Consider the following 21524-nt stretch of genomic DNA (forward strand, 5'->3'; position numbering starts at 1 on the left):
AGGAAATTATGATGGCAGCTAAAAAAGCTCAAATGATGCCTACATTTGCTTATGACGGGGTTGATCGTAAAGGGATCAAGGTCAAAGGGGAACTACCTTCACGTAATATGGCGCTTGCCAAAGTCACCCTACGTAAACAAGGCATTACCATTAAAACCATTCGAGAAAAAAGGAAAAATATTCTTGAAGGTTTAATGAAAAAAGGCATTTCCACTTTAGATATTACTATTTTCACACGACAACTCGCCACAATGATGAAAGCAGGTGTGCCTTTAGTACAAAGCTTTGAAATCGTTGCAGAAGGACTAGAAAATCCCTCAATGCGTGAAATTGTACTCGGGATTAAAAGTGAGGTTGAAGGGGGAAATACATTTGCAGGTGCATTAAGAAAATATCCACGCTATTTTGACAGCTTATTTTGTTCATTGGTCGAATCTGGGGAACAATCAGGTGCATTAGAAACCATGTTAGATCGGGTAGCGATCTATAAAGAAAAAAGTGAATTGCTGAAACAAAAAATTAAAAAAGCCATGAAATATCCAATTTCTGTAATTGTGGTTGCAGTGATTGTTACCATTATTCTAATGGTAAAAGTGGTGCCTGTCTTTCAGGATTTGTTTAGCTCTTTTGGTGCTGACCTTCCCGCATTTACTCAAATGGTAGTGAATATGTCTGATTGGATGCAAAAATATTGGTTTGTATTTTTATTGATTGTTGGGATGCTTATAGCTGCATTTCTAGAAACAAAAAAACGCAGTAAAAAATTCCAAGATTTTCTAGACCGAACAGTACTTAAGTTACCCATTATTGGTGATCTGGTTTATAAAGCCATTATTGCCCGTTATAGCCGTACACTGGCTACAACTTTTGCAGCAGGTGTGCCACTCATCGAAGCTTTAGAATCCACAGCTGGTGCAACCAATAATGTGGTTTATGAACAAGCTGTAATGAAAATCCGTGAAGATGTTGCGACTGGACAGCAACTTAACTTTGCCATGCGTGCAACCAATAAGTTCCCTGCTATGGCCATTCAAATGGTGGCAATTGGTGAAGAATCGGGTGCATTGGATGCGATGTTAGATAAAGTTGCGTCACATTTTGAAAATGAAGTTGACAATGCTGTGGATGGCTTAACTTCAATGATGGAGCCTTTAATTATGGCGATATTAGGTGTACTTGTGGGTGGCCTAGTGATTGCGATGTATCTGCCTATATTCCAAATGGGTTCAGTGGTTGGTGGATAATGATGAATATGTTCAATGATTTGTTAAATTTCCTTATTCAATCACCAACAGCACTCTATTTGACAGTTGGTGTTTTAGGGCTATGCGTTGGTAGTTTTTTAAATGTGGTGATTTATCGCACCCCCAAGATGATGGAAAAAGAATGGCGACAGGAATGGCATACAGAATGCCAACTACTGGCAGGCTCACAACAGATTGTGATTGATGAAGAGAAACTCAGCCTGAGTCAACCAGCCTCTACCTGTCCCAAATGCAAAACTCCAATTCGTTGGTATCAAAATATCCCCATTATCAGTTGGTTGGCTTTAAGAGGCAAATGCGCTTCGTGTCAAAACCCGATTAGCATCCGTTATCCATTTGTTGAGCTTTTAACTGCAGTGTGTTCATTAACAGTGCTTGCTGTTTATGGCCCTACTTTAGAAATGGTTTTTGGTGTGCTACTGACTTGGGTACTGATTACACTTACATTTATTGATTTTGACACTCAGTTACTTCCAGACCGCTTTACCTTAACCTTGGCGGCAATAGGTTTAGGCATTAACTCATTTCATTTATATACAACAGCAAGTGCTGCAATTTGGGGGTATATTATTGGTTTCCTATGTCTTTGGATTGTCTACTATCTATTTAAAATAGTGACAGGCAAAGAAGGCATGGGCTATGGTGACTTTAAGCTACTTGCTGCACTTGGCGCGTGGATGGGGCCATTGATGTTACCGTTAATTATCCTACTGTCTTCTGTGGTGGGTGCGATCATTGGTATTATTTTACTTAAGATTCGTAAAGAAAATGTCCCTTTTGCCTTTGGTCCTTATATTGCAATTGCAGGATGGATTGCGTTTTTATGGGGTGAGCAAATTATGAAAGTATATTTGGGTCAATAATTTCAACACAGTATTAGGAATACGCAATGACGTTTATCTTGGGTTTAACAGGTGGAATTGGTAGCGGTAAATCCGCAGCAAGTCAATGGTTTGAAACCCAAGGGATTACAGTTGTTGATGCAGATATTGTTGCAAGAGAAATTGTTGAAAAAGGACAACCCGCGCTTCAAAAAATTAAAGAGGTTTTTGGGGATTGGGTACTATTAAGCAATGGTGAACTTGATCGTCGTGCATTGAGAGAACATATTTTTAAAGACCCATTAGCACGACAACAACTTGAATCAATTACCCATCCTGCGATTCGCGCTGAGATTATTCAACAATTACAAGCAGCAACCAGCCCTTATGTAATTTTGGTTTCACCGCTACTGTTTGAAACCAACCAACATGAACTCACTCAGCGATCTCTACTGATTGATGCCAGTGAAGACATGCAAATCTTACGTGCTGCACAACGAGATGACCAATCCATTGAACAAATTCAGAAAATTATTGCAGCCCAAATGCCACGTAACAAAAAGCAAAAATTAGCAGATGATATTGTGCTCAATGATGGGCATATTGATCATCTATACGCAAAATTAGAGTCTTTACATCAACAGTATCTAAAACAGGCACAGCAGTAAATTGTGTGCCTCATCACCTTAAAATAGGTTTCTATCAATCAGTTTTGTATCAATTTAACCTGTTTGATCTATTTCTTCTCGTCCAACTGCTTTTGCAAACTGTCTTTATGTGTAAACCAACGCCAAGGCTGTAAAGCACCAATGCCCATACCAATCAAACCGCACATCATTGCAAGGCTTATCGGTTCATTTAACAAGGGTACGGCGATAATTGCAGCAATAAAGGGTGCAAGTGTGACGATACTGCCTGTTTTAAAAGCACCTAATCGTTTAATTGCTTCGACATAGGCCAAAGTCGCAATGATCACCACAAAAATACCGTGAAACAACGTTTGCATGACCAAATGTGCTGTGGACACTTGATCTAAATGTTTAGGCAAAAACAACAAATAAATTGGGACATAAACGATCGCTGACCAAATCGCAACACCTGCCATGGCGTGCCATGCGGATAGTTGCCATTGACGCAGTAATACAGTAAAAGTCCCCCACCAAATTGCACTGATAAAAAACAGTAAATCACCAATACCAAAAGCAACGCCTGTTTCGCTATACATCAAAAAACTCATCACAGCAATCGCAGAGAGCATGATGATTAAACTGATCCATATATGTTTATCAAATGGTTGGCGATAAAGTAAGAAACCAGCCAAAGCTGTACACAATGGAATACAGCCATTTAAAAAAATGGCAGCATGTGCCGCAGGGACAAAGTGAAATGCAGTATATGACGTCAAACAATAGGCAACACCGCCAATCATCGCCAAAATAAAAGGTTGTTTGTTAAATAGAAAAGCCGTGTCTTTTTTATAGATTAAAATCGGCATCAGAATACAAAATGCCAAAGAAAAGCGTAATGCGGTGATATCCCATGGACTGATATGCCAAATTGCATTCAGTCTTGAGGTAATCGTAAAACCTCCCCAAATACACATTGTAATGGCGACATACATGTAGCCTTGAGTACGGGAGGTCATCATGTTGCTTCTCTAATCTTACCGATACAATTTAAACTAAATCATTCACTTTGTTGGCGTTGACGGCATGCTTCATATAACGCCATACCAGTAGCCACACTTACATTTAAACTTTGTAAGTTTCCAGCCATTGGGATAAATACGGTTTGATCACATTGCGATTGGGTGATTGGACGCAATCCCGTATCCTCCGCACCCATCACCACACATACCGGTGTTCCTGTAAAATCAAAGTTCTGAATAGGCAACGCCTTTTCATCGAGCATAGTGCCGACCACACGAACATTATAATTTTCTTTGATTTGCCCAAGCGTACGCGCCAAATTGGTGACTTGAATAAACTTCACCTTTTCAGCACCGCCTGCTGCAACTTTACGTGCAGTCGGGGTCAATGTTGCCGCACGGTCACGCGGGACAATCACAGCCTCTACACCCATAGCTGCCGCTGTACGGATACATGCGCCCAGATTATGCGGATCCGTGATATGGTCTAAAGCCAACAATAAAGGTTGTTGGGTTGACTCTAGAAGCTGATCTAAATCTTTTTCATTTAATACAGGATGTGGGCGAACAGCTGCGACCACGCCTTGGTGAAAAGGTTGACCTGCCAACTTTTCCAAGCTATCACGACTTGCTTTTTGGACACTGATTCCAAAAGGCTCTGCAAGCTGGAGAATGCGCTGTAAACGCTGATCATCACGACCTTTTAAGGTAAATAAGGTTAAAACACGTTCAGGTTCTAACTCCAATAATGACTCCACTGAATGAACGCCATAATAATATTCGGACTTCGCCATGAACAACCTCATTAACAACATGATGATAGAAATGAAAAATCCTGCAAAGCCAACTTTACAGGATTTTATTTGATGCTTTAGTTTAACCGATTTAGCTTAAAAATTCTTTGCCTAATTTAAAAACAACAGCATAGGTCTGTTTTAAGCAAAGCTTTTTTAATTAGCCTTCTAAATGGCAAACGTAGTCTAAAACGTCATCCGTTTCAATTTTAAAACGACTATTACCAGGCACATAGAATGACTGACCTGCGCGGAACAACTCACTTTCTTCACTGTCTGCGATTTTAACGCGACATTCACCAGAAATAATTTCCATGCGTTCAGGCACATGTGTTTCAAATGTTAAAGCTTCTTCTGTTGGAAGAATGACCCCTAAAGTCTTTTTGGTTCCGTCTTCAAACTGCACAGTGTGGCTAATACATAAACCGCCAAAATATACATTAGATTTTTTAACTACTGATACATGATCATACTGAGCTGACATGCGTATTCTCCAGATAATGCGCATTTATAAAAATTATGTTCGATGTAGTTTAATGTTGCTCCGCAAACTAATCAATCTATGTTTTTAAGGTTAAGCTATTTCTATTTTTGCTCTGCTTTATCAGTCCGCTTAGATCAAAGCTTAAGCTTCTCTAACAATAAAGACCCAAAACCACAATACACGTCACCAAGAATACCAATCCTGTGGATGCTCAATTTATTCCCTACTTAGACTGAAGAAATGTCTTGTTTCAATATTGGCTGATAAAAGATGCAGATCAATAGATTCAAATGTCTGTTGCATAAAATCAGTCATAAAAAATCTAGATATTTGCTTCATTTTTTATCTAATTCAACAGGATTTATCTATTTTGATGTTTTTACTGGCAACTTAAGCAAAGGAAATTACATTTTCATATTAAAATTATTTAGAATGCTTAAAATTACTTCGTATTAGAATGCGTTCTGACTTGTGACCACAACAAAACTTCACTATCTTAGAACTTCACCGTTCGCAGCTTGGATGCGTTTATGCTGACACACTTAAATCTGATCAATTTTGCTTTAGCTGATAACCTTGCTATTGATATCGAGCAAGGGTTCAACGTGCTTACAGGTGAAACCGGTGCGGGTAAATCATTATTATTAGATGCGTTGTCAGCCTGTTTAGGTGAGCGTACCGATACCAATTATGTGCGTTATGGTGCTGAAAAAGCCGATATTACGGCGGTTTTTAGCTATCAAGTACAGAGTCCAGAAGCCAATTGGCTCAACACTCATGAATTAGACGATGAATCTGGTGAAATTCATTTAAGACGGGTGATCTTTGCAACAGGTCGCAGCAAAGCATGGATCAATGGTCGTCCCAGTAGCCTCGCTGAATTAAAAGAACTTGGACGCCTCTTGGTACAACTATACAGTCAACATAGCCAACAACAACTGCTTGAACCGCCCTACCCAAAGCATTGGTTAGATCGTTATAGTAATTTTTATCAGCCTGCCCAAGATGTGCGGGATGCATATAGCACTTGGCAAAAAAATATTCGTACACATCAGGCGGCGATTGATGCACAAGCCAATCGCCTGCAACGTATTGACACTTTAAAATTACAACTTGAAGAACTCGAAGATGTCATTCGTATTGATTATAAAGAAATCGAACAAGAATTTGATCGTTTAAGTCACCATGAACACATCATGCAAGACTGTGGCTATAGCTTAAATGTTCTTGATGAATCTGAACAAAATATTACCCAAGAAATTTCTTCGATTATTCGACGTTTAGAATCGCATGCTGGACGAAGTGAACTCTTGTCTGAAATATACAATTCATTGATCAATGCACAAAGTGAAATTGATGATGCAACAGCAAATTTACGTCAGTTTATAGACCGTCAAAGTTTTGATCCTGAACGTATGGATGAGTTAAATACACAACTCGAAGTCTTTCATCGCTTGGCGCGTAAATACCGTATTCAACCCGATGAACTCAAACAGCAATATGAAACATGGCAAAATGAGTTAGAACAACTGCATCAGCTTGAAGATCCTGAGACCCTCGCTGAGCAAGTTGAGCAATCTCATCTACTGTTTATCGAGAAAGCACAACATTTAGATCAGATTCGTCGTGATGCCGCTGAACCTTTAGCCAAACAACTGACTGAGCAAGTCAAACAACTGGCGCTACCAGAAGCACATTTTGAATTTAAATTTGAACCGTTGGAACAGGTTTCTGCGGAAGGTTTAAGTTTTATTCAGTTGCTCTTTACTGCCAATAAAGGGATTCCACCTCAACCGCTGGCACGTGTTGCTTCTGGTGGTGAGCTGTCACGTATTGCATTGGTCATGCAAGTGATGAATGCCGAAAAAACTGAAGCAGAAGTTTTAGTGTTTGATGAGATTGATGTCGGAATCAGTGGTGGTACGGCTGAAATTGTCGGACGTTTATTGGCAGGCTTGGGGCAACACGTTCAAATTTTATGTATTACCCACCAAGCTCAGGTTGCGGCCCAGTCCGATCAACACCTATTGGTGAAAAAGCTACAAACAGATCCTGCAAGTAGTACCATCGTTGCACTAGAAGAAGAGCAACTTATTTTAGAATTGGCTCGTATGACAGGCGGTATTGAAATTGGTGAAACCACCTTGCAACATGCAAAACAATTAAGACAGCTGAAATTTCAGCCGTCTTAATACCTCAATCTAGTGTATAAAAAAGAATCCCCATATAAAAAACCAGTCAGCACGCGACTGGTTTTTTATTCCTATTTTGGAATATTAGCGCTTTTATCTATTCACTCACCCTATTGTCATCGCTTTTATAGAGATGCGCATTTTTATTTGGACACCATTTTGTTTATATTTTAAACATATTGGTGAAAAACTTGGGCTGTTTTTGCAGGCTTTTAAAATATTCACAACCTATTGATATTAATTGTGCTATTTATATAGATATAGATTTTATTTGAACAATTAAAATTATTTAAGCGGATTGAAAAGGAGTTGCATATCGGTGCCAAAACAATATCTTTCTCATCGCTGCTTGATTGCACCACCTGATCTTGCTGATGATTTCTTTGCCAATACGGTAATCTATCTTGCCCGTCATGATGAAGATGGTGCGCAAGGTATTATTATCAATCGACCTTCAGGTATTCAAGTCAAAGAACTTTTGAATGACTTAGAAATTGAAGCTGATAATGTGCATCCGCATGAAGTCTTACAAGGTGGTCCATTACGCCCAGAAGCGGGTTTTGTGATTCATACAGGACAACCAACCTGGCACTCTTCGATTGCCGTGGGTGAAAATCTGTGTATTACCACCAGCAAAGATATTTTAGATGCGATTGCACACAATGAAGGTGTTGGTCGTTATCAAATTGCATTGGGCTACGCCAGCTGGAGCAAAAATCAACTTGAAGATGAAATTACCCGTGGCGATTGGTTGATTTGTGATTCAGATATGGATTTGGTGTTTAATTTGCCTTATACCGACCGTTGGGATGCTGCTTATCGTAAAATAGGGATTGATCGTACTTGGTTATCTTCTGAGATTGGACATGCCTGATTTAAATTCCCCACAACTGATTATTGCATTTGATTTTGGTACACAAAAAACGGGAATGGCTGTAGGCTCCTCCATCATTGAAAGTGCAACACCGCTTGCACTTTTCCCAATGAAAGATGGTATCCCCAATTGGGATGAATTGCTTAAGATCATCAAACAGCATCAACCGAATTTATTTCTGGTCGGTTTACCATTAAATATGGATGATTCCGAATCAGAATTATCCACACGCGCACGCAAATTTGCACGACGTTTACGTCATCAAACCAATATTGAAACTCTAATGGTCGATGAGCGCTTAACCACACGTGAAGCACGAGATGAACTCGATCATTACCACGCGCAAGGTCGAGCAAAGAAATTAGCAGCGGATAGTATTGCAGCTGCTTTATTTATTGAAAGTTGGTATCGAAACCCTGAAGGAATTACCCCTTAAGCTGAGCATTAAAAATGTCAAAAACTTATGTCATCTACGGTGTAAGCAAAGGCTTGGGACAAGCTATTTTACACGCAGTACCTCAAACACAAGATCTGGTTTTTGGTATTTCACGTTCTCAACCACAGTGTGACCATCCTCATTTCAAATGGATCTCTGCTGATTTATCAAAACCTGAACATGCTCGGGATTTAGTTAAAAATCAAATTCAAAACCAGCCTATAGATTATCTGATTTACAATGTCGGGATCTGGGAAACAAAAGCCTTCCAAGCAGATTATGATTTTGAACAATGCACTGACATTGAAATATCAAATTTAATTCATACCAATATTCAGTCCTGTATTTTGGCAATTCAATCCTTGATTGAGAATCTTAGACTGTCTCCAAATGCAAAAATTATCTTGATTGGTTCAACCTGGGGACTAGATAATCATAACGGCAAAGAAGTGGTGTTTTCAGCCAGCAAATTCGCCCTCAGAGGCATTGTCCATTCGCTCCGAGAAAGTTTACGCAAAGACCAGATTGGGGTGAGTATATTAAATTTAGGCTACTTGGCCACTGAGTTTGATCTAAATACATCTATAGAAGATGTTTTACAACAGAGTGGCCATGAGTTAATTCCCTTACAGGATGTTATTCTTGCCATCAAGTTTATCTTATCCACCAGTCAAGCCAGCTGTGTTAAAGAAATTAATATGCCCGCTATGGCAGACTTAAATCTATAAAAAAAACCCATTTTTCAATGGGCTTTAAGATCAAAGTTTAATGATGGATACTGGTTATTTTTTTGCTTTTTCCAAAATATGTACTGTCACGGTACGCCCTGCAACAAAGGCCAATGAATCATGGGGCACTTCATCTAAAATAATTTTCACAGGTACCCGTTGAGCCAAACGTACCCAGCTGAATGTTGGATTTACATTGGCCAATAAGCCTGACGAAGTGGTCCGTTCACGATCCTCAATCCCAGACGCAATCCCTTGAACATGGCCTTTATATTTCAAAGAATCGCCCATGAGTTGTACTGTTGCAGGATCACCTAGATGTATTTTATTGAGTTTGGTTTCTTCAAAATATCCCACAACATAGAGCTGTTTACGATCAAGTAAAGCGGCAACAGCTTGCCCAACTTTGACATAATTCCCTGCACGCAAATCAAAATTTGATAATGTTCCATCTGCTGGTGCAATCACTTCTGAACGTTGCATATTCAATTGCGCCAAATGCACACTACTGGTTGCTGCTTCAATCAAAGCTTTTTGTTGTTTGATATTGGCTTCTGCTTGTTGTACCGCAGCTTGCAATTGCTGATGTTCTGCATGAGATTGATCTCGTGTAGCAAACATTTGATCTTGTTCTTGTTTAGAGATCGCACCATTCATCAGGTCCGCATAGCGACGTGCATTTTTATCTGCAAGATTGATATTGGCTTTTGACTTGACAATATTGGCTTTTGCCTCAGCAAGCCCCGCTTCTGCTTCAGCCAGTCCTGACTGGGCTTTTGCAAGATCTGATTTTGCTTGTTCCACGTCTAAAGTTTGGCGTGCTAAATCAATTTTAAAAAGCACCTGCCCTTTTTTCACTGTTTGGTTATCTTGAACCATCACCTCTGTGACTAAGCCAGCAATATCAGAAGACACTTGAATAACATCGCCACGGACACGCCCATCACGTGTCCAAGGTTCTGCATTGTAGTAATTCCAGATATGCAGCGCACAAAATATCGCAATAATCACCACGATACCCAATGATATCGGCCGGATTGCCTTACGTATGTCAAACGTATTCATTTCAATTTTCCAATCATTAAACTTAAAAGTAAATCAGCTCTATTGCAGCGGCTAAGTCGTCACCTGAATAAATACCCAATGAATCGACCACAATAAAATCAAATAGATACAGATGTTAAAAATCCCAGGCAATGCAATCCATTCTTTTTCAACCAAGCGATCTGTGCCAATACACACCACTTTCCAGATGATGAATGCCAGAATTGCTTGAATTAAAAAAATTGGGACATAAACACCATAAATGTTGAGCTCACCCATATTTATGCTCCCACTAGAACAGTTGAAGGTTGCGCATCAACCAGATGAATATGACAAATACTATTGCGAATATTATTCACAGAAATTTCTATACGCTGTCGAATATCTTGATCACCTACAGCTTGCGCATCTTGTAAGACTTGATCAAATTGCTGAATCAATGCTTGTCGTAAGTTATCATCAGGCTGAGTTACTGCTTTTTCGCTTAACCACTGGTTAAGTAGGCCTTGTAATTTAACAATTGCACTGGTCGTCGTAGATTCAGGCGACAATTTTTGAGCCAACTCCTGCAAACGGGTTAAATCAATTGCGGCACTCGACTCAATCAAAGCATTGTTAATTTCGATTTTGAGCTGTTCTGACTGAATCAATTTGGTATTTAACACGCCAATACGATCAAGCATACTGCGTAAATGAATTCTAAAGCCCGTTCCATAAGACATCGCAATACTTTCCCGCATGGCTTTATAGTGTAAAGCCAACATCCGTTTTACTGTCATTTCAGGGGACATTGAACGTACCATTTGCATAATACAAACCGTGATAATCGGCCCAATCACGGTTGCAATCGAAGCATCAAAAAAGGTGATCTGATCCATCAAATAACGGTTTTGCAGATTTAACCCCATAATCGTACTCATAATCAGCGGTAAACCCAGTGCATGCAAAGGCGGATGTAAATACAACATCACACAGAACATAATAAAGGGGGCTAATACAACGGCTAACTCCCAAAATGCGGTGATATGCGGGAAAATCCCATACGCATAAATAAAAACCAAAATAGCGGCATAAATACTGGAGCGGATAAATATTTTTAGCGCAGGTACAGGATCATCTAAAAAGGTCAAAATACATGCTGTAATTGCGGCCATTTCTGCCACCATAAAGCCCATTTTCCAGCCACTTAAGATCCAAAATGCACAGGCAATGTTGGTGGTTAAAAATGCCGATATCCCGCCACGTACCGCAACGCCATAATCACGATGTAAACTGGGATAGGTTGTGGTTAAAGGTACAATGGATTCAGGTAAGCTATGATTACCTTGCTGCATGCATTGCCAAATAAACTTCACTGCACGAACATTTTGAATAAAATGGCGAATATCCATTTTTAGACTGCCCAAAATCACCTGCTGTTTAGCAGTTGCATGTTCAGTGATGGTTTGAAATTCTTGGTCAAAATGTTCAGGTAAGTGCTTAAGCTCATCTTCAAGAATGGCATTTTCACCTTCTAAAAAATCATCAATCTTTTGATGAAACTCAAGCAGATACGGACGATAAGTTAAATCAATTTGATCCAGTTGCTTGATCCGTTCTGACATTGCGACCAAGTTAGCCACTAACATCGTCACTTGATGTAGCAACTCTTGGAGTGGTTTGGTCATGCCCTTAAATTTTGAAGTTTCATAACTTAAATGCACAGCCATACTATGAATATCTGTTGTATCACGCGTGATATTGGTCAATAGCTGAGTATAATTATCTGTATGTGCCGGATCAGACAAAATTGAGTCAAAAGCCTGTTTGGTGTCTTGCATGGTTTTAGTGACACGGAGTTCGACCACAGGCCCAATATGCATAGGAAATATAGTGGCAGAGACCACAGCACTACACACAACACCCAACGAGATTTCTAAGAATCGACCCACAGCCATGTCGAAAATCGAAACTGTCTCGATATAATAAATTGAGTTAAAACAAATAATCACCGCGGTATAACCCGCTAACATCACCACATAACTGCGTGGTGATCGGTCGATTAAAGATAGATATAGACAGATCCCCACCCAAGTTGCCAATACAAAGGTAAATAACCAAGGGGTATTAACCAAATGAGGCATCACTGCAATAGCAAAAATTGCTCCGATCAAGGTTCCTAAAATTCGATAGATACTTTTTGATGCCATCATGCCCGAATAAGGATTGGCAATCACAAAGACTGTACCAATCGCCCAAATCGGGTAGCTCAGGTTGAGCTCAAATGCGATATAGAGTGCCAGCATTCCTGCAATGAAAGTTTTGCTCGCAAAAATCCAATCGAGTTTATTGGGTCTAAAAGCCAATAAGGGTTTGATCAGTAACATGCAAGCAACTCACTATAAATTCAATTTCATTGATTTTCTCTGTCATCTCTAGCGCTCTAAGATCTAGGAAGCTGATATTCACCACTTTTATAAGGGTTTGTTGTACACATCACATTTTCTTTTCTTATAGACCAAAAAACCGCACTGCTTAGGGTCTTTTGGCATTTCATAAATGGCTTGCGTTGCCGCAAACATAGACGAATTGTCAGCAGTCCCACATCAAATAAACAGTGTGGTTTTAAAAAAGATGTGAATAGAAGAACAAATTTAGACATTTGCTCAAATACAACGATTGAGTAGAGAAGGACTCAATTTATGATAAAAATTTACACTTCTAGAAAAGTATAAATTCACCATTGGATATTCATATCAGCAATAATCTCAAAAAAAACACAAATAATCAATAAAAATATCTCATTTTGATAATACAACTAAATATAATTTACTTTAATGTTCAAATGTAGTGCTTTTTCTCAAAATAACCACTAAAGTTAAAAATGTAGAATCATTTGCATTTACAATGCAAATTCCACTGTTTTTTCTTGAACAATTTGTTATAAAGTAACATTCATTATTATTTTTTTTGATTCTCACTAATTGAGTAGGTCATCAATGGCACTTTCCAGTTTTGGCAAAATTCTCACCGTATTGGATTTATTTTCGGTGTCTCGCCCAGTAATTAATGTCGATGTGATTTGTGAAGAGCTTGGTTTATCTAAACCGACCAGCTATCGCTATTTAAAAGAATTAGTTTCGGCTGATATTTTGCAACGCTTAAATGGAACTTCAGGCGATTACACCCTTGGTCCTAAAATTGCTGTGATGGACTATATTTCTAGAACCACCGATCCATTGGTTCAAATCAGCAAACCATTTATGCAAGAAATTTCAGAACGTACAGAGCTTTGCTGTTTACTGACACATTTAAATGATGACTATTGTATTGATGTTCATCATGAGGTGTATCGTGATGAAACTTTACTTTCTTATGGTCGTGGTTGCCCTCGTCCCGTATTTATGGGCTCTTCACCTAAAGTGATCATGGCGCATTTATCTAAACAGAAAATTCATGAATATTACCTTCGCTTTGCAACACAATTAACTGAAGTTGGTTTTGCTGAAAATGAAGAAACCTTTGTTAATAAAATGAAAAAAATAAAAAAACAAGGTTATTATTTTTCACAAGGCGAACTTGATCCAAATGTTTCTGGCTTATCGATCCCAGTGAAGTTTTCAAGTAAAGAAGCGCCTTTAGCATTGACCGTACTTGCTTCAAAAAATCGTTTTGAATACGTCAACACCCCAAAACTAATTGAAACCTTGCAAGAGTCTGCTGCACAGATTGAAAAACGCTATCAAGCACTCTCTGCCAATGACCAATTATCTGAATTTCACCCATAAGCGCAATCATCTTGATAATTTAACATTTTGTAATGTTTTTATCTCTTGATAATGTTTTTATATTCTCATAATATGATTATGTTCTTCAGTAATCCATGATTTTTTGGACATTGTTTTTGCGAAGACAATTCCTCCTCAGAGTAAGGAAGCCTATGTGTTTAAACATAGGCTTTTTTATGTGCAATTTTTTTATCCATTGAGTTTACTTTTAAGCCATTAAAAAAATAATTAGAGTAATTGGCGAATCATTTTCATTGAGGAATAATCTAAACCAGCCAATAACAATGATGCATAATTTTAATTAAGGAATGTTATGAATATTCTCATCGTCCATGCACACCCCGAACCCCTTTCATTTACAACCGCGATGAAAGATCATGCTGTTGAGGTCTTGGAAAAATTAGGACATCAAGTTGAAGTTTCAGACTTGTATGCCATGAATTTTAATCCAATCGCATCACGAGAGGATTTCTCTGAACTGAGCCATCCTGAATATATGAATTATGCTTTGGAACAACGCCATGCTTATAAAAATAAGCAGATTGCCGCAGACATTCAGATTGAAATTGAAAAAGTACAAAAAGCAGATTTAGTGATTTTAAGTTTTCCCATGTATTGGACATCTGTACCTGCCATCTTAAAAGGCTGGATTGATCGCGTATTCGTTTCGGGTATTTTCTATGGTGGTAAACGTTTTTATAACCACGGCGGCATGGTAGGGAAAAAAGCCTTGTTAAGCTTTACCTTGGGTGGCCGTGAACATATGTTTGGTGATCATACGATTCATGGTTCAATTGAAGATTTATTACTGCCGATTCAACGTGGAACTTTAGCTTATGCAGGCTTTGAAGTGCTGCCACCATTTACCGCTTACCATGTCCCTTATATTTCTAATGAAGCACGTCAACAAATCCTGCTTGATTATCAGCAATATTTACATAACTTAGAAAATTTACCTGCATTAGACTTTCCTAAACTTGAACAATTTGATGACAAGCTTTATCCACTTGGATAAAAGTAACGAAAGGTCAAATTTACACGAGGCGCTAAAATTCGTGTAGATTTGGCGAGGGTATGTTTCCAATAACGTTGGGTCTGTCCTTGCATCACAATCAATTGACCACTGTGTAAAAGTAAATCTACTTTTTTAGCTTTCCACTTGTGCTTAAAACTGAATTTTCGAGTAGCACCTAGACTCAATGAAGCAATCACCACATTGTGGTTGGGCGCTTCCAATGATGGCTCATCATCACTATGCCAACCCACGCCTTGTGAGCCATTTTCATATAAATTTGCCAAACAGGAATTATAAGTTTGCCCTGTGAGTTGCTCGATATGCTGTTTGAGTCGATATAAAGCGGGATTCCAGATATGGGCTTGTTTTGCCATACCTGAATAATGATATTGGTAATCATCATCGCCATACCACACCACTTTGCGCTCAGTTTTATAATATTGACCATGCAAATAAACTTCATCATGTTGCCAAGCCAAATGCTGTAGAAAATAGTTTAAATATTTTTGACTTTGTTCATGATCCAAAATTAAGCCAAAGTCTTTTACTACCCCATCATAAGGCAGTAAATTATCTTGTGCTTCGGGTTCAAATAAATCTAAATTCATTGTCTAAAATGAGCGGCTGGTGCATCCAACAATGAATCAATATTTAACATGAAACAAGTCATTTTTGATCAAAATTAAACAACTTTAATATGAAGAATAGTAGGTCATATCATGGGTAAATATTCAAATTAACTCAGCAAGTTGAAGAATTTAAATAGGATTTTGATCGTGAAGATTTGGACTAGTGTAAGACATTATTAAAATCTTTCACAATTCAAAACATAGCAATCACTTGTAGCAACGTTTATTCAGCTTTAGACTAAAACCAAGCTGATAAAAAGCAAAAAACCTATGAATTTATGGCAATTATTTCAAAAATTACGCCCCTTTGTACGCCCCTACCGCTGGCTCGTCATCATCACCTTAGTGTTAACGTTGATTGGCTCACTCACCGCTCAGGTCAATGCTCTTACACTTAAATATGCTGTAGACAGCATTAACCAACTGATCCAAGCAGGACAAGGCCTAGCGGATGGATGGCACATTATCATTACCATTACTGTGGTTTTATTGGCCAAAGAAGTCATCAATGCAATTGTTCAGTTTGGGCAAAAATCATTTGGTGAAAAACTCAGAATTTTAATTTCACAGGACCTATCTCAAGGTATTATCGAAAAGTTTATTACCTATCGATTGGCCTTTTTCGATCAGAAAAATAACCAAGCAGGAAAATTACAAACCCGTATCGACCGTGGAGTTAGCTCGCTCACTCGGCTGGTTCAAATCTTTTTTATTGATATTTTACCGTTATTTACCAGTGCAATTATCGCTTTAGCCCTAATGTATTATGCCAATTTTTGGGTGGGTGTGGTCGCAACAATCATTGTACCAATTTACTTTTGGCTGACCTTTAAACAATCACAAAAGCTTTCTGGCAAACGTCGAGCCTTGCGCGATAACATGGAAAAGAAGAATCAAGGTATTTTGAGTATTATTAACTCAATTACAGTGATTAAATCTTTTAATAAAGAGGCTGTTGAATCCACCAAGCAACTGAACTTACAAAAGTCACTGACTGAAAATCAGATGCAAACTCGACAAACCAGCTATATCTTTGATGGTTTAAAAACCTTTATCGAACAAGTTGGTGTAGTCCTGATCATTATTTTAACTGCTTACTTTGTTTTAGATGGACAAATGAGTATAGGGATGATCATGTACCATGTATTGTTGTTCAATAACGTGTCTGCACCAATCCGCTCTTTGCATCGTATTTATGATGAAATTAACTCAGCAATGATCTATTCAGAAAGCTTCTTTAGTATCTTAGAAGCAGATCATGAAATCGAAGCCAGTGGTTTAATGAAACCTCAAATTCATGGCAAATTTGAATTGGAAAATGTTGATTTTATCTACCCGAATGGTCATCAAGCCTTACATCGGATTAACATGACTATTCAACCCAATAAAATCACAGCCTTAGTGGGCTTATCAGGTGCGGGAAAATCAACCTTAATCAGCCTACTGGATAAATTTTATGCCCCGAATTCAGGCTGTATCAAACTCGATGGGATTGATTTAGAGCAACTCGATACACACTATTTAAGAGAACATATTGGCTTAGTATTGCAAAAAAACCATATTTTCCAAGGCTCAATTTTAGAAAATATTCGTTATGGTAAGCCCCATGCAAGCAATGAAGAAGTCATCGCAGCTGCAAAAAAAGCCTCGATTCATGAGCAGATTTTAAAATTACCGCATGCCTATGAAGCAGATGCCTTGCTATTGTCTGGCGGGCAACAACAGCGAATCGCACTTGCTCGAATGTTCCTTAAAAACCCGCCGATTATCTTTTTAGATGAGCCCACAGCGAGTTTAGATGCCATCGCTTCAGAGCAAATCAAACAAAGTTTAGATGAGATTAAACAAGGCCGAACTGTAATTATGATCTCGCACAGCCTTTCGCAAATTATTGATGCCGATTACACCTATGTGATGAAAGAAGGACAAATCGTTGAGCATGGTGAACATCATGATCTTTATCATCAAGATGGTGCTTATAAGGAAATTTTTGATGCAATGGCTAAAAGCTTAAATATCGAAAAAATTGCACGAACTTTTGAAGATGATGGCGAGGAGGAAACCCATAGCTAAAGTCTAGTTGGTGCTTTGTATCAACCTACAGAAGCTCATACTGATTAAATTGATTTCTGCACCATTGGATCATTCAACGTACGTCTATCTACTAACAAGATAAATTATCTTTTATGGACTATTCCCATATACAAATAAAAAGCCACTCTATGTTCTAGAATGGCTTTTTTCTTTTTAGAGTAATAATTTAGAGGCCAATCATTTCCATTTTACGGCTTGGACTTCAACCTTTTTAGGATTGTCCGTTTCAGCGCTACTGCAACCACAACCGCCACCGCATCCACTCACCATCGCAGGTTGAATCCATTTGGCTAAACGAGTCCAACCTTGCGACTGACAAAATTGAGCCAGCTTAGAAAACACCGAATACGCTGACTTTGGGAAGACTTTCTTAAATACAAAAATTGCACTCCAAATCACCAATACCGCAATAATCAATAATTCAATCATCTCTAGCTCCTTTGCTTCAAGATTCTGGTTTATAGACCAAAATAACCTGACGCAATTTGATAAGTGAGGAAAGCCATTAAATAAGCCAAACCAAATAAATAGACCGTCATACCAGCAACAGTTTTCCAAGAACCTGTTTCACGTTTTACCGTAGCCAATGTCGCTAAACAATGCGGTGCATAGATAAACCACACCAACAACGATAAACCTGTTGCAACTGACCAGCTTAAATCACCCTGACTGATCAGATGTGATAAACCTTGAGCAACGGCATCATCATCCGCTGCGGATAACGCATAAACCGTACCCAATGCTGCAACCACAACTTCACGTGCTGCCATCGCTGGAATTAAAGCAATACAGATTTGCCAATTAAATCCAAGCGGTTCAAAGATTGGGTGCATCACATGCCCCAGCATCCCGGCAAAAGAGTAGTCAATATCTGGTAAAGTTGCACCCTCTGGCGGTTGAGGGAATGTACATAAGAACCATAATAAAATCGATAAAGCGAAGATAATGCCACCGACGCGCTTTAAGAAGATCTTGGCACGGTCTAACAAACCAATCCATACACTTTTTATATCTGGGATACGATAGCTTGGTAATTCCATCAATAAAGCATGTTGTGATTTATCTTTCTGGAAAAATTTCAGCACGGTCGCAACAATGAGCGCGCTCACAATTCCCGCCATGTATAAACCGAAGAGCACTAAACCTTGTAGATTAAGGAAACCCCAAACCATTTTCGCTGGAATAAATGCAGCAATCAGTAAAGCATAAACTGGCAAACGCGCTGAACATGTCATCAACGGCGCAACCAATATTGTCACCAAACGATCGCGTGGATCACTGATACTTCGAGTCGCCATGATCCCAGGTACAGCACAGGCAAAACTGGATAACAGGGGGATAAACGCCCGACCACTTAAGCCTGCTTTAAACATCAATTTATCGAGTAGAAACGCCGCACGCGGTAGATAGCCTGACTCTTCTAAAACCAAAATAAAGAAGAACAGAATTAGAATCTGTGGCAAAAACACCACTACACTACCTGCACCTGCAATAATCCCATCGACCACCAAGCTGTGAAGTAGTGGCTGGGTAATAAACTGCCCAATCCAGCCACCAAACCAGCCAAAAAATTCTTCAATACCATCCATAAATGGCGCTGCCCAAGCGAATACTGCTTGGAAAACAATAAACATCATCAGCGCAAGGCTAAGAAGCCCTAAAACGGGGTGTAAAAAAATCTTATCGAGAAAATCAGTACGTTTGTCTTCATGATCTAAAAAAATCACCACATCTTTTAAGATTTGGTCAATTTTTTCATGATTGGAACCTGAAAGCTTAACATCACTCAGTTCTACACTTGGTGTATGGAATTTTTCATTTTCCAAAGCACCCATCAAGTTTTCAATCCCTGCATTACGCACAGCAACCGTTTCCACCACAGGAATACCTAAACGCTGTGATAATTTTTGGGTATTGATCTGCATACCACGACGACGCGCTTCATCCATCATGTTTAATACAAGCAGAATCGGTTTGCCTTGTTCAATGACTTCAAGGACAAGTCCCAAATGTAATTTTAAGTTGGTTGCATCCACCACACATAAAAATGCCTGTTGATCTTGTTCACCGGCAATTTTCCCTAAAACGACATCACGGGTAATGGCTTCATCAGGACTGGCTGCATCGAGGCTATATGTTCCAGGCAAATCTAGAACACGCACCGCACGACCAGAAGGTAAATTAAATGTACCCACTTTACGTTCAACAGTCACCCCAGCATAGTTGGCAACTTTTTGACGTGTACCGGTTAAATGGTTGAAAAGTGAAGTTTTACCGCAGTTAGGATTTCCCACTAAAGCAATACGTAAAGTTTCGCTCATGCGGAAGCTCCTTCTAATGCCTGATGTATTTCAATTTTCTCGGCTTCGATCTTGCGCAACGCAAATCGAGTAAAACCAATTTGAATGAGAATAGGATCACCACCAAAAACACCTTTTGTGATCACTTGTACACGTGTGCCAGGCACAAAACCTAGAGTTTCTAAACGACTCGCCACTAAATCTGGCTGATTGACATTATCTTGTGAGGTACGATTGACCTTTGCGATAATGGCAGTTTGCTTTACTTTCAAGTCTGACAAACGCACAGCAATTAACCCTAAAATTTACACGATAGACAGACTATTATACATACAAATGAGAATAATTACCAAGTAAGGTTTGATTACAATTCTCATTCAAACACGATATTCGACTTATGTTTTCTTTTAGTCTACATTCCATCAACAAATAAGTTTTAAACACCACCTAAGACCATGCTAAATAAGAAACCACGTATTCCTGCCGCTGTTGCTATTCCTGAAAATCTAGACTTTTTACAGGGATTCCGTGACTATTTAATTGCACAAACGGTCAGTCCGCATACAAGAAATGCCTATTTATCTGACTTAATTCAATGTAGTGAATGTGTAAATTCTTACCTTCCGAATTGGACACATGAAGACATCTCCGATGTGCTTATTCAACTCACCAAACAAGGCAAAAGCCCTCGGTCAATTGCTCGCTCACTTTCTGCTTTACGTTCATTTTTTAAGTTTTTGCGTGAACAAAAGATTCGTTTAGATAATCCTGTCGCGCCCCATAAAACCCCAAAACTCGGACGAGCATTGCCTAAAGATTTATCGGAGCAGGACGTTGAAGCACTAATTCAGGCACCTGATGTCACAACAGCATTAGGTTTGCGTGATCGCGCCATGTTTGAAGTACTCTATGCTTGTGGTTTACGTGTTTCTGAGCTTCTCAATTTAAGATTAGATTTGATCAATTTAAAACAAGGCTATTTAAGAATCACAGGTAAAGGTAATAAAGAACGTTTGGTGCCTTTGGGGGGCATGGCATGTGAATGGGTGGAAAAATATTTAACTGAATCTCGCCCACAACTGTATAAATCCGCTACCGATTATCTATTTCTAACCCAACATGGCGGCATCATGAGTCGTCAAAACTTTTGGTATGCCATCAAACGTTATGCCTTACAAGCTGGGATTCAAGCAGAGCTATCACCACATACCTTACGCCATGCTTTTGCAACGCATCTTTTAAATCATGGTGCTGACTTACGGGTGGTGCAAATGCTTTTGGGGCATAGTGATTTATCGACCACACAAATTTATACCCATGTCGCACAAATCCGTATGCAACAGCTGCATGAAAAATATCATCCACGTGCTTGATGGCTGAGCATGACGTGTATATCGGCAATTTACATCCCTTAATCAAGTTTTAAAGTACAC

21 protein-coding genes are annotated in these 21524 nt (G+C 39.0%); 11 read left to right on the plus strand and 10 right to left on the minus strand.

Annotated elements, in window-relative coordinates:
• Window positions 1–11 precede the first annotated feature (11 nt).
• The 3 genes from CQZ96_RS12075 to coaE are packed head-to-tail and all read left to right on the plus strand — an operon-like array spanning window position 12 to window position 2754.
• Complete coding sequence (locus CQZ96_RS12075) at window positions 12–1244, plus strand: type II secretion system F family protein (protein ID WP_105714637.1); 1233 nt, start codon at window positions 12–14, stop codon at window positions 1242–1244.
• 2 nt (window positions 1245–1246) lie between these two features.
• Window positions 1247–2128 (plus strand): prepilin peptidase, encoded by an 882-nt coding sequence (locus CQZ96_RS12080; protein ID WP_171287958.1) that lies wholly within the window; start codon window positions 1247–1249, stop codon window positions 2126–2128.
• A 26-nt stretch (window positions 2129–2154) separates the two neighbouring features.
• The gene (gene coaE, locus CQZ96_RS12085; RefSeq protein ID WP_105714636.1) at window positions 2155–2754 is read left to right on the plus strand and encodes a dephospho-CoA kinase; all 600 of its coding nucleotides are present in this window, start codon (window positions 2155–2157) and stop codon (window positions 2752–2754) included.
• A gap of 68 nt (window positions 2755–2822) precedes the next feature.
• On the opposite strand, the gene CQZ96_RS12090 is transcribed toward coaE, so the two are convergent.
• The 3 genes from CQZ96_RS12090 to CQZ96_RS12100 form a co-directional block, all read right to left on the minus strand.
• The gene (locus tag CQZ96_RS12090; protein WP_105714635.1) at window positions 2823–3734 is read right to left on the minus strand and encodes a DMT family transporter; all 912 of its coding nucleotides are present in this window, start codon (window positions 3732–3734) and stop codon (window positions 2823–2825) included.
• A 38-nt stretch (window positions 3735–3772) separates the two neighbouring features.
• A complete protein-coding gene (gene rlmB / locus CQZ96_RS12095) occupies window positions 3773–4528 on the minus strand; it encodes a 23S rRNA (guanosine(2251)-2'-O)-methyltransferase RlmB (protein ID WP_105714634.1) in 756 nt (251 codons plus the stop codon).
• 160 nt (window positions 4529–4688) lie between these two features.
• Complete coding sequence (locus tag CQZ96_RS12100) at window positions 4689–5012, minus strand: pyrimidine/purine nucleoside phosphorylase (protein ID WP_004718357.1); 324 nt, start codon at window positions 5010–5012, stop codon at window positions 4689–4691.
• A gap of 530 nt (window positions 5013–5542) precedes the next feature.
• Between CQZ96_RS12100 and recN the strand changes: the two genes are divergently transcribed.
• From recN to CQZ96_RS12120, 4 genes are all read left to right on the plus strand, one after another.
• A complete protein-coding gene (gene recN, locus CQZ96_RS12105) occupies window positions 5543–7204 on the plus strand; it encodes a DNA repair protein RecN (protein ID WP_105714633.1) in 1662 nt (553 codons plus the stop codon).
• Between the two features lie 319 nt (window positions 7205–7523).
• Entirely contained in the window at window positions 7524–8078 is a 555-nt protein-coding gene (locus CQZ96_RS12110; RefSeq protein ID WP_105714632.1) for a YqgE/AlgH family protein, read from the plus strand.
• Complete coding sequence (gene ruvX / locus CQZ96_RS12115) at window positions 8071–8514, plus strand: Holliday junction resolvase RuvX (RefSeq protein ID WP_004818593.1); 444 nt, start codon at window positions 8071–8073, stop codon at window positions 8512–8514. The genes CQZ96_RS12110 and ruvX overlap by 8 nt, the downstream gene beginning before the upstream one ends.
• A 14-nt stretch (window positions 8515–8528) precedes the next feature.
• Window positions 8529–9242, plus strand: a complete 714-nt coding sequence (locus CQZ96_RS12120) for an SDR family NAD(P)-dependent oxidoreductase (RefSeq protein WP_105714631.1) — start codon at window positions 8529–8531, stop codon at window positions 9240–9242.
• Window positions 9243–9296: 54 nt separating this feature from the next.
• On the opposite strand, the gene CQZ96_RS12125 is transcribed toward CQZ96_RS12120, so the two are convergent.
• From CQZ96_RS12125 to CQZ96_RS12135, 3 genes are read right to left on the minus strand one after another with little or no spacing between them, the layout of a single operon-like run.
• Window positions 9297–10307 (minus strand): HlyD family secretion protein, encoded by a 1011-nt coding sequence (locus CQZ96_RS12125; protein WP_034613594.1) that lies wholly within the window; start codon window positions 10305–10307, stop codon window positions 9297–9299.
• A gap of 51 nt (window positions 10308–10358) precedes the next feature.
• Window positions 10359–10565 (minus strand): DUF1656 domain-containing protein, encoded by a 207-nt coding sequence (locus CQZ96_RS12130; protein WP_004718368.1) that lies wholly within the window; start codon window positions 10563–10565, stop codon window positions 10359–10361.
• Between the two features lie 2 nt (window positions 10566–10567).
• Window positions 10568–12652 carry an FUSC family protein gene (locus CQZ96_RS12135; RefSeq protein WP_105714630.1) on the minus strand — a complete coding sequence of 695 codons (2085 nt, stop codon included), beginning with the start codon at window positions 12650–12652 and terminating at the stop codon, window positions 10568–10570.
• 612 nt (window positions 12653–13264) lie between these two features.
• Between CQZ96_RS12135 and CQZ96_RS12140 the strand changes: the two genes are divergently transcribed.
• Together CQZ96_RS12140 and CQZ96_RS12145 are read left to right on the plus strand one after the other, a co-directional pair.
• Complete coding sequence (locus CQZ96_RS12140; protein ID WP_004818582.1) at window positions 13265–14053, plus strand: IclR family transcriptional regulator; 789 nt, start codon at window positions 13265–13267, stop codon at window positions 14051–14053.
• A gap of 313 nt (window positions 14054–14366) precedes the next feature.
• Entirely contained in the window at window positions 14367–15068 is a 702-nt protein-coding gene (locus tag CQZ96_RS12145) for an NAD(P)H-dependent oxidoreductase (protein ID WP_105714629.1), read from the plus strand.
• Here the strand turns inward: CQZ96_RS12145 and CQZ96_RS12150 are convergent.
• On the minus strand, window positions 15053–15676 hold the full coding sequence (locus tag CQZ96_RS12150; protein ID WP_004718376.1) for an alpha-ketoglutarate-dependent dioxygenase AlkB family protein: 624 nt from the start codon (window positions 15674–15676) through the stop codon (window positions 15053–15055). The two genes, CQZ96_RS12145 and CQZ96_RS12150, sit on opposite strands and share 16 nt — an antisense overlap.
• A gap of 291 nt (window positions 15677–15967) precedes the next feature.
• Between CQZ96_RS12150 and CQZ96_RS12155 the strand changes: the two genes are divergently transcribed.
• A complete protein-coding gene (locus CQZ96_RS12155; protein WP_056516588.1) occupies window positions 15968–17770 on the plus strand; it encodes an ABC transporter ATP-binding protein in 1803 nt (600 codons plus the stop codon).
• A 198-nt stretch (window positions 17771–17968) separates the two neighbouring features.
• On the opposite strand, the gene CQZ96_RS12160 is transcribed toward CQZ96_RS12155, so the two are convergent.
• Genes CQZ96_RS12160 through CQZ96_RS12170 form a run of 3 tightly spaced genes read right to left on the minus strand, consistent with a single transcriptional unit; the run spans window position 17969 to window position 20378 of the window.
• Window positions 17969–18220, minus strand: a complete 252-nt coding sequence (locus tag CQZ96_RS12160; protein WP_105714628.1) for a DUF6587 family protein — start codon at window positions 18218–18220, stop codon at window positions 17969–17971.
• Window positions 18221–18249: 29 nt separating this feature from the next.
• On the minus strand, window positions 18250–20112 hold the full coding sequence (gene feoB / locus CQZ96_RS12165; protein WP_105714627.1) for a ferrous iron transport protein B: 1863 nt from the start codon (window positions 20110–20112) through the stop codon (window positions 18250–18252).
• Window positions 20109–20378, minus strand: a complete 270-nt coding sequence (locus tag CQZ96_RS12170) for a FeoA family protein (RefSeq protein ID WP_004718380.1) — start codon at window positions 20376–20378, stop codon at window positions 20109–20111. The genes feoB and CQZ96_RS12170 overlap by 4 nt, the downstream gene beginning before the upstream one ends.
• 168 nt (window positions 20379–20546) lie before the next feature.
• Between CQZ96_RS12170 and xerD the strand changes: the two genes are divergently transcribed.
• Window positions 20547–21464 (plus strand): site-specific tyrosine recombinase XerD, encoded by a 918-nt coding sequence (xerD, locus tag CQZ96_RS12175; RefSeq protein WP_105714626.1) that lies wholly within the window; start codon window positions 20547–20549, stop codon window positions 21462–21464.
• The last annotated feature ends 60 nt before the right edge of the window (window positions 21465–21524 follow it).

The organism is Acinetobacter sp. MYb10 (assembly GCF_002980175.2).
Lineage (GTDB): Bacteria > Pseudomonadota > Gammaproteobacteria > Pseudomonadales > Moraxellaceae > Acinetobacter > Acinetobacter guillouiae.

Excerpts from the sequence above, each read along its gene's own strand:
- CQZ96_RS12075 (WP_105714637.1), top strand. The coding sequence starts at position 12 with ATGGCAGCTAAAAAAGCTCAAATGATGCCTACATTTGCTTATGACGGG.
- CQZ96_RS12080 (WP_171287958.1), top strand. The coding sequence starts at position 1,247 with ATGAATATGTTCAATGATTTGTTAAATTTCCTTATTCAATCACCAACA.
- coaE (WP_105714636.1), top strand. The coding sequence starts at position 2,155 with ATGACGTTTATCTTGGGTTTAACAGGTGGAATTGGTAGCGGTAAATCC.
- CQZ96_RS12090 (WP_105714635.1), bottom strand. The coding sequence starts at position 3,734 with ATGATGACCTCCCGTACTCAAGGCTACATGTATGTCGCCATTACAATG.
- rlmB (WP_105714634.1), bottom strand. The coding sequence starts at position 4,528 with ATGGCGAAGTCCGAATATTATTATGGCGTTCATTCAGTGGAGTCATTA.
- CQZ96_RS12100 (WP_004718357.1), bottom strand. The coding sequence starts at position 5,012 with ATGTCAGCTCAGTATGATCATGTATCAGTAGTTAAAAAATCTAATGTA.
- recN (WP_105714633.1), top strand. The coding sequence starts at position 5,543 with ATGCTGACACACTTAAATCTGATCAATTTTGCTTTAGCTGATAACCTT.
- ruvX (WP_004818593.1), top strand. The coding sequence starts at position 8,071 with ATGCCTGATTTAAATTCCCCACAACTGATTATTGCATTTGATTTTGGT.
- CQZ96_RS12120 (WP_105714631.1), top strand. The coding sequence starts at position 8,529 with ATGTCAAAAACTTATGTCATCTACGGTGTAAGCAAAGGCTTGGGACAA.
- CQZ96_RS12125 (WP_034613594.1), bottom strand. The coding sequence starts at position 10,307 with ATGAATACGTTTGACATACGTAAGGCAATCCGGCCGATATCATTGGGT.
- CQZ96_RS12130 (WP_004718368.1), bottom strand. The coding sequence starts at position 10,565 with ATGGGTGAGCTCAACATTTATGGTGTTTATGTCCCAATTTTTTTAATT.
- CQZ96_RS12135 (WP_105714630.1), bottom strand. The coding sequence starts at position 12,652 with ATGTTACTGATCAAACCCTTATTGGCTTTTAGACCCAATAAACTCGAT.
- CQZ96_RS12140 (WP_004818582.1), top strand. The coding sequence starts at position 13,265 with ATGGCACTTTCCAGTTTTGGCAAAATTCTCACCGTATTGGATTTATTT.
- CQZ96_RS12145 (WP_105714629.1), top strand. The coding sequence starts at position 14,367 with ATGAATATTCTCATCGTCCATGCACACCCCGAACCCCTTTCATTTACA.
- CQZ96_RS12150 (WP_004718376.1), bottom strand. The coding sequence starts at position 15,676 with ATGAATTTAGATTTATTTGAACCCGAAGCACAAGATAATTTACTGCCT.
- CQZ96_RS12155 (WP_056516588.1), top strand. The coding sequence starts at position 15,968 with ATGAATTTATGGCAATTATTTCAAAAATTACGCCCCTTTGTACGCCCC.
- CQZ96_RS12160 (WP_105714628.1), bottom strand. The coding sequence starts at position 18,220 with ATGATTGAATTATTGATTATTGCGGTATTGGTGATTTGGAGTGCAATT.
- feoB (WP_105714627.1), bottom strand. The coding sequence starts at position 20,112 with ATGAGCGAAACTTTACGTATTGCTTTAGTGGGAAATCCTAACTGCGGT.
- xerD (WP_105714626.1), top strand. The coding sequence starts at position 20,547 with ATGCTAAATAAGAAACCACGTATTCCTGCCGCTGTTGCTATTCCTGAA.